At 64.9% G+C, this 13,454-nt stretch carries 14 protein-coding genes; all 14 read right to left on the bottom strand.

Annotation, left to right across the window (positions count from 1 at the left end):
* Positions 1–11 precede the first annotated feature (11 nt).
* A complete protein-coding gene (uraD, locus tag QCE88_RS07830) occupies positions 12–533 on the bottom strand; it encodes a 2-oxo-4-hydroxy-4-carboxy-5-ureidoimidazoline decarboxylase (protein ID WP_309900691.1) in 522 nt (173 codons plus the stop codon).
* The gene (gene puuE, locus QCE88_RS07825) at positions 530–1,480 is read right to left on the bottom strand and encodes an allantoinase PuuE (protein ID WP_309900690.1); all 951 of its coding nucleotides are present in this window, start codon (positions 1,478–1,480) and stop codon (positions 530–532) included. Before puuE ends, uraD begins: the two co-directional genes overlap by 4 nt.
* Before the next feature lie 146 nt (positions 1,481–1,626).
* Complete coding sequence (locus QCE88_RS07820; protein ID WP_309900688.1) at positions 1,627–2,361, bottom strand: aspartate/glutamate racemase family protein; 735 nt, start codon at positions 2,359–2,361, stop codon at positions 1,627–1,629.
* 57 nt (positions 2,362–2,418) lie between these two features.
* Positions 2,419–3,909, bottom strand: a complete 1,491-nt coding sequence (locus tag QCE88_RS07815) for an NCS1 family nucleobase:cation symporter-1 (protein ID WP_309900686.1) — start codon at positions 3,907–3,909, stop codon at positions 2,419–2,421.
* Between the two features lie 324 nt (positions 3,910–4,233).
* On the bottom strand, positions 4,234–4,989 hold the full coding sequence (locus QCE88_RS07810) for a GntR family transcriptional regulator (protein WP_309900683.1): 756 nt from the start codon (positions 4,987–4,989) through the stop codon (positions 4,234–4,236).
* 308 nt (positions 4,990–5,297) lie between these two features.
* Positions 5,298–6,218 (bottom strand): muramoyltetrapeptide carboxypeptidase, encoded by a 921-nt coding sequence (gene ldcA, locus QCE88_RS07805; protein ID WP_309900682.1) that lies wholly within the window; start codon positions 6,216–6,218, stop codon positions 5,298–5,300.
* On the bottom strand, positions 6,215–6,841 hold the full coding sequence (tadA, locus tag QCE88_RS07800) for a tRNA adenosine(34) deaminase TadA (RefSeq protein ID WP_309900679.1): 627 nt from the start codon (positions 6,839–6,841) through the stop codon (positions 6,215–6,217). Before tadA ends, ldcA begins: the two co-directional genes overlap by 4 nt.
* Positions 6,838–7,230 carry a DUF1992 domain-containing protein gene (locus tag QCE88_RS07795; RefSeq protein ID WP_309903456.1) on the bottom strand — a complete coding sequence of 131 codons (393 nt, stop codon included), beginning with the start codon at positions 7,228–7,230 and terminating at the stop codon, positions 6,838–6,840. The genes tadA and QCE88_RS07795 overlap by 4 nt, the downstream gene beginning before the upstream one ends.
* A 281-nt stretch (positions 7,231–7,511) precedes the next feature.
* Entirely contained in the window at positions 7,512–8,270 is a 759-nt protein-coding gene (locus tag QCE88_RS07790) for an ABC transporter ATP-binding protein (RefSeq protein ID WP_309900677.1), read from the bottom strand.
* Entirely contained in the window at positions 8,267–9,139 is an 873-nt protein-coding gene (locus QCE88_RS07785; protein ID WP_309900675.1) for an ABC transporter ATP-binding protein, read from the bottom strand. Before QCE88_RS07785 ends, QCE88_RS07790 begins: the two co-directional genes overlap by 4 nt.
* Before the next feature lies 1 nt (position 9,140).
* Positions 9,141–10,052: a nickel transporter permease gene (nikC, locus tag QCE88_RS07780; protein WP_309900673.1), complete on the bottom strand. Its 912-nt coding sequence runs from the start codon at positions 10,050–10,052 to the stop codon at positions 9,141–9,143.
* Positions 10,053–10,097: 45 nt separating this feature from the next.
* Positions 10,098–11,138 (bottom strand): ABC transporter permease, encoded by a 1,041-nt coding sequence (locus QCE88_RS07775; protein ID WP_409018105.1) that lies wholly within the window; start codon positions 11,136–11,138, stop codon positions 10,098–10,100.
* 23 nt (positions 11,139–11,161) lie between these two features.
* Positions 11,162–12,754, bottom strand: coding sequence for an ABC transporter substrate-binding protein (locus QCE88_RS07770; protein ID WP_309900669.1), 1,593 nt, complete (start codon positions 12,752–12,754; stop codon positions 11,162–11,164).
* A gap of 35 nt (positions 12,755–12,789) precedes the next feature.
* Positions 12,790–13,353: a D-alanyl-D-alanine dipeptidase gene (gene ddpX, locus QCE88_RS07765; protein ID WP_309900667.1), complete on the bottom strand. Its 564-nt coding sequence runs from the start codon at positions 13,351–13,353 to the stop codon at positions 12,790–12,792.
* Between the last annotated feature and the right edge of the window lie 101 nt (positions 13,354–13,454).

Raw genomic sequence — 13,454 nt, 5'->3', positions numbered from 1 at the left:
GTGAAGGCGGATCAAGCCTGGATCAGGTCGTTCAGCCTGAAACGGGCGATCCGGTAGATCTGGTCGAGGCTCGTGCGCAACTCTTCGGCGCGATCGTGATTCACGCGCTGCTCGAAGTTCGCGATGATGCCGTGACGGTCATAGCCGCGCACCGCGAGAATGAACGGAAAGCCGAACTTCTCGCGATAGCGCGTATTGAGTGACTGGAGCCTGTCGAATTCTTCCTGCGTGCAGAGATCGAGGCCCGCGCCGCTTTGCTCGCGCGTGGACTCGGCGGTCAGTTCACCGCGCACCGCCGCCTTGCCGGCAAGTTCCGGGTGCGCGTTGATGAGCGCGAGCTGTTTTTCTTCGCCCGCCGTCTCGACGATGCGCGACATCGCCGCATGCAGCGCGTCGATGTCCTTGAAGGGACGCTGCTTCGCCGCCGCTTCCGGCACCCACGGCGAATGTTCGAAGATGCCCGCGAGCACCGTCACGAAGGTGTCGGCGGGCAGCGTGTTGAGTTGGTCGAGTGAGTAGTGCATCGCCTTCATGCCGCCGTCCCGGTGCTGGATTGATCGAAAGGATGGTGCTCGCGCCAGTGCCGCGCGATGTCCACGCGCCGCGTGACCCACACGCGGTCGTGCTGCTCGATGTGATCGAGGAACTTCTGCAGGCCGCGGAACCGGCCTGGACGGCCCAGCAAACGGCAATGCATGCCGATCGAGAGCATCTTCGGCGCTTCGTCGCCCTCTGCGTACAGCACGTCGAACGCGTCCTTCAGATAGGTGAAGAAGTGATCGCCGGTATTGAAGCCCTGCGGCGTCGCGAAGCGCATGTCGTTGGTGTCGAGCGTGTACGGCAGAATCAGATGCGGCTTCTTCTCGCCGCCCGTCACCTCCACTTCGGTCCAGAACGGCAGGTCGTCGCCGTAGTTGTCCGAGTCGTAGAGGAAGCCGCCGTATTCCGCCACCAGCCGATGCGTATTGGGGCTGTCGCGGCCGGTGTACCAGCCGAGCGGCCGCACGCCGGTCACGCGTTCGATCGCCTCCATGCCGAGGCGCATGTGTTCCGCCTCGCGCTCTGCCGACATGTCCTGATAATGAATCCAGCGATAGCCATGACACGCGATCTCATGCCCGAGTTCAACGAACGCCTTCGCCAGTTCCGGATGACGTTCGATGGCCATGCCCACGCCGAAGATGGTGAGCGGCAGGCCGCGCTTCTCGAACTCGCGCAGGATGCGCCACACGCCCGCGCGCGAGCCGTATTCGTAGATCGACTCCATGCTCATGTGACGCGACGGATACGACGCCGCGCCGACGATCTCCGACAGGAACTGCTCCGAGCCCGGATCGCCGTGCAGCACGCAGTTCTCGCCGCCTTCCTCGTAATTGAGCACGAATTGCACGGCGACGCGTGCGTTTCCCGGCCAGTTGGCCTGGACCGGGTGGCGGCCGTAGCCGATCAGGTCGCGTGGATAGTTCGGATCGTGTGACATAGCTGGGCGTTCGCAGGCAGGCGTTGAAAATCGGGATTGTTGACGATTCAGTGTAGCCAAAAGACCCGGACGCGCCCATACATCAGGGCAGATAATCCGGGTCACGCCGGCGGTATGTGGGCGCCGGCGTGGCCGCCGAGGCAGGCTCAGCGCGGACTGTAATCGGCCAGCACGCCGTCATAGCGCTTCGCCAGCGGCCGCGCGTAGTCGCCGCGCTTGGCGGTATGAAGTTTCAGCGCGACGAGCGCCTCGGTCCATTTCACCGCCGCCGTGACGCCCTCCACCACCGGCGCGCCGATCGCGTCCTCCACCTCGCGGCAGAATTCGGCCATGCCCGCGCAGCCGAGCACGATGGCATCCGAACCGTCCTCGTCGAGCGCGCGCCGGCATTCGTCGATGATCGTCTGGCGCGCCGACGAACCCGGCTCGTCCAGTTCGAGCACGGCGACGTCGGTAGCGCGAACGTTCTTGCAGAAGCGCGACATGCCGTAGCGCTCCGCCAGATGCCACGCCATGCCTACGGTGCGCTGCAAGGTCGTCACCACCGAGAAGCCCGGCGCGATCACGCTCGCCGCATGCATCGCCGCCTCCGCGATGCCGATCACCGGGCCGCGCGCCAGCTCACGCGCCGCGTACAGGGCGGGATCGCCGAAACAGGCGATCACATAGCCGTCGAAACCCTGCTTCTCTCCCGCCTCGATCTCGGCCAGCAGGCCGAGCGAGGCCACCGCTTCGTCGTAATAGCCTTCGATGGACGGCGGGCCCATCGTCGGGCTGACCGCCACGATCTCCGTGCCGGGCGCGGCGACTTGCCGGGCGCAGTGTCCCATTGCGTCGGTCATGCGCTGCGTCGTGTTGGGGTTGATCAGTTTGATGCGCATTGCGGTTCTCCACGTACTGCTACAAAAAGGCTCTCAGGTTCTTGTGGGTTCACACCGTCAGACGTGCTTGCGGTCCGCCAGGAAGAAATAGAACACCGCGCCCAGGCCCGCACCGATGAACCACGAGAAGTTGGCGGCGCCTTCGAGCGACGGCAGCATCACGCACAGGATCGCGATCACGGCAGCCGGCAGCAACGCCATCACCGCGCGGCGGTTCACGCCCTTCGTGTACCAGTAGCGGCCTTGCTCGGAGACGGTGTAGAGATCGTCGACGTTGAGCTTGCCGCGCTTGACCATGTAGAAATCAAGAATCAGCACACCGTACAGCGGTCCGATGAAGCTGCCCAGGATATCCAGCGTGTAGTGGATGACGGCCGGGTTGTTGAACAGGTTCCACGGCGTAATGAAGATCGACGCGATCGCGGCGAGCATGCCGCCCATGCGCCAGCTGATGAGCTTCGGTGCGACGTTCGAGAAGTCGAAGGCCGGCGAAACGAAGTTCGCCACGATGTTGATGCCGATGGTCGCAATCGTGAAGGTCAGCGCGCCGAGGATCACGGCAGTCGGATGATCGATGCGGCCGACGGTTTCCACCGGATCGGTGATCAATTGGCCGAACACCGGCAAGGTAGCCGCGGTGGTGATGACGGTCACCAGCGAGAACGCCAGGAAGTTGACCGGCAGTCCCCAGAAGTTGCCGCGCTTGACGCTGCGGAAGCTCTTGCCGTAGCGCGAGAAGTCGCCGAAGTTGAGCATCGGGCCGGAGAAGTACGACACGACCAGCGAGATCGCGGTGATCATCACCGGGATCACTTCCATGCCGTGATACTTCACGCCGCCGAGGTTCAGGCCGATGTTCTTGATGCCCGCGCGCCACACCATATAGCCGGCAAGCATGAACATGACCACGTAGACGGCGGGACCGGCGAAGTCGATGAACTTCTTGATCATCTCCATGCCGCGCCAGAACACGACCGCCTGCAGCACCCACAGCAGCATGAAGCCTGCCCAGCCGAGCGCGGAGAGCCCGACGAAGCCGTACTTGTGGACATCGGCGTAAGGCATCAGCGAAGGCACGAACTTCAGCACAACGATCACCAGTGCGCTCGATGCCAGATAGGTCTGGATCCCATACCACGCCACCGCGATGAGGCCGCGGATCACGGCCGGAATGTTCGCGCCGAGCACGCCGAAGGTGGCGCGGCACGCGACCGGATAGGGCACGCCCGCGACCTGGCTCGGCTTCGCGATCAGGTTGCACAGCACGTTGACGAAGCCGATGCCGATCAACAGCGACACCAGCACCTGCCAGCTCGTCAGGCCGAGCGCGAACAGACTGCCGGCGAACACGTAGCCGCCGACGCTGTGCACGTCGGACATCCAGAAGGCAAAAATGTTGTAGGCACCCCAGGTCTGATTCTTGAGCGGGGCGAGATCTTCGTTGTAGAGCCGGTCGCTGTAACCGGCGGGCATGCCCGGGTCGTGTCCGGGTGCCTGCTCTTCGTATTGCGGCAGGGCTGAGCTGCCTGATGCACTGAACTGGGCCATGACGTCTCCTTCATTGGCTGCTTGCGTGATGAATGACTGCAGATTCCCGAAAGACCCTGGTGGGTCGGATACCTTCGCTGTCGTCCTTTCCTGTCCGGCGCAGCGCGATACTCTTTGGATTTGCTTTTGCACCGCCGGGCGTGAGGCCGAGAGCGCCCGAAACGTATGCCTCGGCGCCCGCCCGGCGGCGTTTGTTCATCTGCCGCTCATGTGCTGCTCATATGAGCGTGCGGTTCAATGCAACGCGCATGGCGTTTTCTACGCATGCGACTTGCCGCGCGCCCGGTGTCCGACGGGGCGCGGTGTGACTGGATCGTGTGGTTCCTACGTGTCGGACGGCGTGTCGCGTCCGGCAGGCCTTGCGAATACTTCTCTCAGATCGACCGCACCGCGCGCCGGCCGCTCCAGCATCTTCAATTCGACATCGCGCAGATGACGGGCCATCAAGTCAGCCGCCTCGGGCGCGCGTCCTGCGTCGAGCGCGGCGAGAATGGCTTCGTGATCCTCGAACGAGCACGAACTCTTGCCGAGCGACTCATACAGTGCCGAGATCAACGTCGAGCGTGCAACCAGACCGGCGAGACAGTCGCACAGCACCGTGTTGCCGGTGAGCGCCGCGAGCTCCGTATGGAACTCGCCGGACAGCCGGATCCACGACGAAAAATCGTGGCTTTCGAAAGCGCGGCGCTCACGTCCGATCGTCGCGCTGATCGACTTGAGGCGGCGCGTGCCATGCCCCTGCGCGATCCGTTCTACAACGGCCAACTCGATGATGCGGCGCATCTCGAACACTTCATGCACTTCCTGCAGCGACGGACTCGCGACAAAGGCTCCGCGATTCGGCTCCAGATCGACGAGCCGCTCGTTGGCCAGTTGCGCCAGCGCCTGGCGCACCGTGCCGCGCTTTACCGCAAAGACTTCGCACAGTTGCGCCTCGGTCAGCTTGGCGCCCGGCGCCAGACGATGTTCGAGGATCGCGTCGCGGATGCTCTCGGCGATCGACTCGGCATTCGCCGCGCCCGGGTTGCCGGGGGCGCTCGATAAGGCGTTCAGTGCGGTAGTCGCTTGGGCGTCGGACATGATGTGCTCGCTTGCATGTTGATCATCTTAGAAGCGACATAATGATTGTCAACAATCAATTTCGGTTTATCGCTGCGAATTGGCTGTTTTCAGCGGCTCGTGTACGCCGTGAGGCCGAAGATACGGGACTCCCAGCCGATTACCCCAGTTTTTGTCAGCATTGCATGCACGTTTTTGTCGACAATTCACCGCCGGAGATTGGGGCGTCTGAACTGCCGTGCGGACGCAAAATCGGCGGTTAGTTGCCGGCGATGGCACAAAAAAAAGCGCCTTTCGGCGCCTTTACGATCGCGATTCCGCATCAAGCCTCAAGTCAGATGCGGGTAATCGGACAATTTCAGCGTGAACCCGCGCGGCTCCGCGACGAGACGCGCCGTCGCACCGAAAGGCAGCGTCAGCAAGTTCTCGACGTGCCCGAATTGCAGGCCCGTGACCACCGGAACGCTCGTCGCCGTGCGCACCTGCTCGATCATGGCGTCGAGGGAATAGCCGTTGTCGTAGTCCGAGAGCCGGCCACCGGAGAATTCGCCCATCACGATCGCCTGCTGCCGCCCGAGCACGCCCGCCTGATGCAGTTGATAGATCATCCGCTCGATCCGGAACGGGTGCTCGTTGACGTCTTCGATGAACAGAATCCCGCCTTCGACCGGCGGCAAATACGGCGTACCGACCAGCGACGCCAGGATCGCCAGATTGCCGCCCCACAGCATGCCGGTGACATCGACCGACTCGCGCTGCGGCACGTTGCTCCGCACCGTGAACTGCGCGTGCGAGATCGCGTTCCAGAAGTGCTGCATCGTGAAGGCACTCAGGTTCTCGGCGCCGAAATCGCCCGCGAACATTGGGCCGCCGAAACTCTTCACCCCCGCTTGCGCGTAGAGCGCGCACTGGATCGCCGTGAAATCGCTGTGACCGACGATCGCCACCGGCTGATCCGCCAGACGCCGCAAGCCCAGATAATCCAGCCCGTGCAGCAGACGCGTCGCGCCGTAACCGCCGCGCACCGCCAGCACGATGTCGGGCAGAGGACGCGCAGCGTCGGCGAGACGGTTCAGATCCGCCGCGCGCTCCGCATCCGTGCCGCCGAAACGCTGGAAGCGCCGCCGCGTCGCCTCGACGTTCTCCAGCCGGTGCCCTTCCCTGCGCAAACGCGTCAGACCGCGCTCGACCGCGGCGGGATCGCTCGGATAACCGGAGGGCGCGACAAGGTCGATGGTGCGTGATTTCACGGTGTTGTCGTTGAATTCGTTATTGGAGCGGAAGCAGGTACGCCCGTGCCGGACGTGGCTGCCGCTTCCCGCGCGCGACGTGCATCGCGTTCTTCCCGGGCAAGACGCCTGCGTTCGGAGAAGAAATTCTTTAGCGCGTGGCCGCATTCGTCGGCAAGCACGCCGCCCGTCACCGACGTGTGGTGATTGAGCTGCGCATTCGCGAACACGTCCACCACGCTGCCACACGCACCCGTTTTCGGATCAGTGGCGCCGTAGACGACACGTGCGATACGCGCATGCATGATCGCGCCCGAGCACATCAAACAGGGTTCGAGCGTCACATAGAGTTCGCAGCCCGGCAACCGGTAATTTTGGAGTTTCTGCGCCGCAGCGCGCAGCGCGACCATTTCGGCGTGCGCGGACGGATCGTGCGCGTGGATCGGATGATTGAAGCCGGTGGCGATGACTTCATCGCCCAGCACGACGACGGCGCCCACCGGCACCTCACCTGCGCGGCGGGCTTCGTCGGCGGCGCGCTGGGCGAGCGCCATGAAGCGGCGGTCGCGTTCGCTGGGGAAATCCGCGGGAGAAAGCGCTGCAGGCGCGACGCCCGGAGGCTGGGAATCGGGCGTGCCGGTCACTTCGGCGGTTGCGCCGCGCGGGACAGCGCGCGCTCCGAGAGCCGTTCAGCGATGCGCCGACGATACTCGTGCGGCACGCAACCGCCGCCGCGCAGCGATTCGAGGGCCATGTCGCAGGCGAGCATCCTGGCTTGCAACTGGCAGCGGGCGGCGGGATCCGTCACCCGGTCGAACTCCTCCTGAAGGCCGCGCAGGGCCCGGAGCTGCTCGACGGCAGGCGGAACAAAGCCCGCATTCTTGAGAATTCGATTCGCGACGCGCACTTCCTCGGGAACGAGGGCGTCGTCTGCGAACTGGAGCGGAGCGCCCTCGCCCGGCAAGTCCTTGAACTCACCACGCGCGGCGGCTTCATTGATCCGCTGTTCGACCAAAGCATCTAGCAATTTCATCGGGGATTTCGACCGGCTGGCGCCCGTCTGGGGCGGGCGCGGTCTGTCACGATTTGCGTTGGTTAGCCTGAAGTCGGAGGGCAGCCGGAAGACCACGTTCACGCGGTGTTCGGCACGTCTCGACAATCCAGTGCCTATTCTATCAGCGGCTGCGGCGCGGTTTTCGTCTGATGAAGCGCCGTATGTGGGCTGCCACCGTATACAGGGCTTACTGACATCGATATGCGTCCTTTGCGCAACATGGGTTTGACCGCCCGATGCCGGATATGCTTGTACGACGACTAAACCGGCGGCGCCCCTTCCGGACGGCGCGTGTAGCCTTCGGTGGCGGACAGCAGGCGCCGCGTGTATTCGTGTTCGACGCGGCGCGCACGCACCGCTTCCACGTCCATCTGTTCGACGATCTCGCCATTGCGCATCACGGCAATCCGGCTGCACAGAAAGCCGATCACCGACAGGTTGTGGCTGACGAGCATCATCGTGAGCCTGCGTTCCCGATGCAGCCGCCGCAGCAGATTGAGGATTTCGGCCTGAACGGACACGTCGAGCGCGGACGTGGGTTCATCGAGCAGCAGCACGCGAGGTCCGACGATCAGCGCACGCGCGATCGACACCCGCTGCCGCTGGCCGCCCGACAACTGATGCGGATAGCGAAACCTGAAGGCTGGCCCGAGCCCGACTTCGCTCAGCGCGGCGAGGATGCGCGCATCCGGGTCGTCCATGCCGTGAATGGCGAGCGGCTCGCGCAGGGTCTTGTCGACGGTAAAGCGCGGATGCAGCGCGCCGTACGGGTCCTGGAAAACCATCTGCACGTCGCGGCGCACGCGGCGTGGCGCCGTCTCGCCGCCGATGTGCATCGTCCCGCCCGCGAGCGGCACGAGACCGGCGAGCCCGCGCAGGAGCGTCGACTTGCCGCTGCCCGACTCCCCGACGAGCCCGAACACCTCGCCCTCTTCCACCTGCAAGGACACGTCGCGCACGGCGTCGACGTGGCCGGTCCGGGTGCCGAAGCGGATCAGCGCGCGGTCGATCTCGATCATCGTGCGGCTCCGGCGTCGAACGTCTCCGCGAGCCAGGCGGGATCGCGGCGCAAGGTCGGCAGTTCGTCGGGGGGATGATCAAGCGGCGGATGCGCGGCGAGCAGCCCTTGCGTGTAGGGATGCGTCGCGTGCCGCAGATCGCGCGCCGCGCAGGTCTCGACGATGCGTCCGCCGTACATCACCGCGACGCGGTCGCAGAACGACATCACCAGCGGCAGATCGTGACTGATGAACACGAGCCCGGTGTCGTGGCGTTCGATCATCTCGTCGAGCACGGCCAGCACCTGCATCGACACGAGGACGTCGAGCGCGCTCGTCGGTTCGTCGGCGATCAGGAGACGCGGCCCCGCGCTCACCATCATCGCGATCATCACGCGCTGCCCCATGCCGCCCGACAGCTCGTGCGGATAGGCGTCGGCCACGCGCTGCGGATCGCGGATATGCACGGCCTCGAGCGCCGCGACGATGCGCTCGCGCAGCTGACGCCGGCTCTCGCCGGGCGTTTGCCGGACGAAGGTCTCGCGCATCTGCTGCGCGACCGTCATCACCGGATTCAGCGAGTATTTCGGGTCCTGCAGGATCATGCTCATGCGCGTGCCGCACAGCCGGCGCCGTTCCTTCGGCCGCATCGCCAGCAGGTCCTGCCCTTCGAAGCGCAGCGCGTCGGCAGACCAATGCGCCGCGGGCGGCAGCAAGCCGAGCAGCGCACGCCCTGTCAGCGACTTGCCCGACCCCGACTCCCCCACGATGCCGAGCCGTTCACCGCGCCGCACCGTCAGCGAGACGCCGCGCACGGCGGGCGTGAGCGTGCCGTCGGTGGCGGCGAAGGCTACTGTCAGGCCGTCGATCCGTGCCAGCGGCTCGTCCATGTCAGCCTCCATGACGGGGATCGAAGACGTCGCGCAGACCGTCGCCGAGCAGGTTGAAGGCGAGGCTCACCGCGAGGATCGCGAGGCCGGGGATCGTCGCGACCCACCAGGCGTCCAGCAGCACGTTGCGGCCGGCAGCGACCATGTAGCCCCATTCCGGGCTCGGCGGCTGGGCGCCCAGCCCGAGAAAGCCAAGCCCCGCGACGGCGAGAATGATGCCGGCCATGTCGAGCGTCGCGCGCACGATCACCGACGACGAACACATCGGCACGATATAGCGCAGCACGATGCGCAGATGCGAGGCGCCTTGCAGACGTGCCGCGTGGATATAGTCCGACTGCGCGAGCCGCAGCGACTCGGCGCGCGCGAGCCGCGCGTACGGCGGCCAGGCGGTGATCGACAGCGCGATGACCGCGTTCAGCACGCCCGGCCCGAGCGCCGCGGCGAACGCCAGCGCCAGCACGATCTTCGGAAACGCGAGCGCGACGTCGGTGACGCGCATCAGCACCGTATCGACGATGCCGCCGCAATAGCCCGCCACCGTGCCGATCAGCAAGCCCACCGGCACGACCAGCACGACCACCAGCAGCGCGATGGCCAGTGTCAGGCGCGAGCCGTACACGAGCCGCGAGAGGATGTCGCGGCCGAGTTGATCAGTGCCGAACCAGTGCGCCGCATTAGGTGGCGTCAGGCGTTCGGCGAGCACTTGCGCCAACGGATCGCGCGTGACGGCGAGCGGCCCGAACGCGGCCGTGGCCACGAGCAGCAGCAGGATCGCGAGGCCGAGCATGCTGAGCGGATTCGACGCGAAACTCCGCCAGCGCCGGTACGCGCGTCCAAGCGACGCCTGACGCGCCGACGCGGGCGTGTCGGTGAGCAGCCAGGCGCGCCAGCTTCCCCGTTGGCGTGTCATCGGCGTGCGTTCCGCGGGCGATTGCATCGGCGTGTGTCTTCCATGTCAGCGTGCGCGGGGATCGAAGACGCGGTACAGCGCATCGGTCAACAGATTGAGCGCGATAAAGGTCGCGCCGATCACGAGCGTGCTGCCGAGCACGGCGTTCATGTCGGCGTTGAGCAGCGCGCCCGTCAGATACGAGCCGATGCCGGGCCACGCGAACACGATCTCGGTCAGCACCGAACCTTCGAGCAGATAGCTATAGGCAAGCGCGATCACCGTCAGCAACGGCACCGCGATATTGCCGAACGCGTGACGCCAGATCACGCGGCGCTCGGGCAAGCCCTTGGCACGCGCCGTCGTCACGTATTCCTGGCTCAGTTGTTCGAGCATGAACGAGCGCGTCATGCGCGACAGATACGCGATGGAATAGAACGCCAGCACGCCCGCCGGCAGCGCAATGTGCGAGAAAGCGTTCCTGAAGACATCCCACTCGCCGGCGAGCAGCGAATCGATCAGCAGGCTGCCGGTGCGGGTATCGACCATGCCGTCGTACATCGGATCGATGCGGCCCGGACCCGACACCCAATGCAGCCGCGCGTAGAACAGCAGGAGGCCCATCAGCGCGAGCCAGAACACCGGCACGGAACTGCCCGCGAGCCCGATCACGCGCGCGAGATGATCGACGATGCGGTTGTGCCGCACCGCCGCTGCGACGCCGAGCGGCACGCCGATCGCCACGCCGACGAAGGTCGACAGCGTCGCCAGTTCAAGCGTGGCGGGGAACACGCGCTTGATGTCGTCGATGACCGGATTGGCCGTCAGCAGCGAGATGCCGAGCTGGCCGTGCAGCACGTCGCGCGCGTAGATCAGGAATTGCTCGACGAGCGGCTTGTCGAGCCCGAGTTGCAGACGCGCGGCGGCATAGGCGGTGGCGGACGCGCGATCGCCGAGAATGGCGAGCACCGGGTCGATCGGAATCTTGCGGCCGATAAAAAACGTGATCGCCAGCAGCCCGGTGAAGGTGATGGCGAGCATTGCGAACCAGCGCAGCAGCGTCCACGCGAAGCGCACGCCGCCGCGCCGCGCGCCGGCTGCGCGCATGCGCTCGATGAACGTGGCCGTGCTCACTGCTTCCTGAGATTGCGATAGGACACGAGATCGTTGATCGGCCCGACTTCGAGGCCGGTCACGCCCGGACGCGCCGCCACCTGCGACACTTTCTGGAACATGATCACGAACGGCGACTTCGCGAGCACTTCACGCTGCATCTTCTCGTACAGCTGCGCACGTTTCTTCGTGTCGCTCTCGGCGAGCGCGGCGTCGGTTTCCTTCGTCAGTTGCGGGATGTCCCACGCGTTGCGCCACGCGAGCATCTTGTAGCTCGATGCGTCCGAGTTGTCCGGATTCCACACGAAGCCCTGCGCGTTGCTGTGCGGATCGATATAGTCCGCCGACCACTCGCCGATGTAGATGTCATGGGCCCGCGCACGATAGCGCCCGAGCGTCTGCTTGTTGTCGCTCGGCACGAGCTGCACCTTGATGTTGGCGAGCGCGAGATTGGCCTGCACCGCCTGCGCGATCTCGCTGTATGGATAGTCGTTGCGCACGTCCATCTTCACGGTGAAGCCGTTCGCGAGACCGGCCTTCGCGAGCAGCGCCTTGGCCTTCGCGACATCCTGGTGATACGGGTTCTCGTTCAACGCGCCAAGAAAGCCTTCGGGCAGAAAGGTTTCATGCACCTTGTAAGTCGTGCGGATCACGTTCTTCTGAATGCCCTGATAGTCGATCAGCCATTTCATGGCTTCCCAGACTTCGGGCTTCGCGAGATTCGGGTTCTTGTTGTTGAGACCGAGGTACATCAGCGTGGCCTGCGGCACGGCTGTCGCCTTGATGACACCGGACTTCGAGAGCGTGTCGAGGTCGTCGGGCGAGAGATCCCGCGCGACGTCGATGTCGGCGTTCTGGATCATCAGCCGCTGGCTCGCGGCCTCGGTCACATGGCGCAGCACGATGCGCTTCATCGCGAGCGGCACGCGATAGCCATCGAAACGCTGCAACACGATGCTGTCGTTCGCGGTCCACTTGACGAGCTTGTAGGCGCCCGAGCCGGCCTCGTTGGTCTTGAGCCACTCGTTGCCGTAGTCGTTGCCCTTCGCGTGCGTTTCGAGCAGCTTGCGATCTACAACCGACGCCGGCCACGCACCCAGCACGTTCAGCACGAAGGTCGGGGCGTAGCGGCGATCGGTCGTCACGGAAACCGTGCTGTCGTCCAGCTTCTTCACGTTCTGCAACGCGTTCGCCTTCGTGAGCCCGATGCCCGCCAGCACCGCCGCCGCGCCCTTGTCGAGCAGCGCGGTGCGCTGGATGGACCAGGCCACGTCGTCGGCCGTGAGCGGATTGCCGGAATGGAACTTGAGGCCCGGACGCAGCTTGAACGTGAAGGTCAGGCCGTCGGGACTCACGGTCCAAGACTCGGCGACATCGCCGTTGAATTTCGACGGATCCTTCAGGTCCACGCGCACCAGCCGGTCATACGTGTTCGCGACGTATTCCTCCGGCACGAGTTCGTAGATCTCGCCGGGATCGAGCGACGTGAATTCGTCGAGCAGGGTCGCCATGACGAACATGTCTTTCGGCGTGGCCGCGCCCGCCGGTTGCGTGCCGAAACCTGCCGTCAGCGCAGCCGCGAACGCGAGCGCCGTCAATGCCTTCTTCATCGGGTGTGGTCCTGTGGATCTCGTGGAAGCCGCCATTACATGAGCCGCAGCGGGCCGCTGTCTTCGTTGTCGATCACCTCGAGTTCGCGTGAACCCGGCAATTCGTAGTGCCACCACTCGCTCTTGATATGCGTGAAGCCCGCGCCATGCATCACGCCCAGCAGCCAGATGCGGTTGCGCTGCACGTGCTCGGGCAGGCCGGCGTGGAAGTGTTCGGATGCGGGCACCATCGCGTCGAAACCGGTGCCCATGTCGAGTTCCCGGCCGTCGCGATCGACGAGCGTCAGGTCCAGCGCCGTGCCGCGACTGTGATTCGAGCCGCGTCCGAGTTCGGCGATGAAGGTCGGATCGGGCAGGAAGTCCCAGAGCACCTTTTGTGCTTGCGGCGGACGGTAGGCGTCGAAGATCCTGAGCGTCATGCCGAGGCTGCGCGCAATCTCGACGGCCTTGCGCAAGGCGGCTTCGGCGGGTTCCAGCAGCAGGCAGTGCTGGGCTTTGTAGATGGGCTTGCCGGTGAGGTTGCGATCGGTCGCGTAGACCAGATCGATCTGGACATGATGCGTATCGGGCGTGACGTGCAGCAAACGGGAACGAGTCATGTATTCGAGATCCGGGCGGAGCGCTGTTGCGTGCAGCTTGGGTATCGATACCCGAACCTTAACCCGTCAGAAAAATCTTCGAAAGCCTTTCCGTCCAATGG

The organism is Caballeronia sp. LZ035, from assembly GCF_031451175.1.
Lineage (GTDB): Bacteria > Pseudomonadota > Gammaproteobacteria > Burkholderiales > Burkholderiaceae > Caballeronia.
Note: the sequence above shows the minus strand (reverse complement) of the source record. Positions and strands in the feature narration are given on the sequence as shown.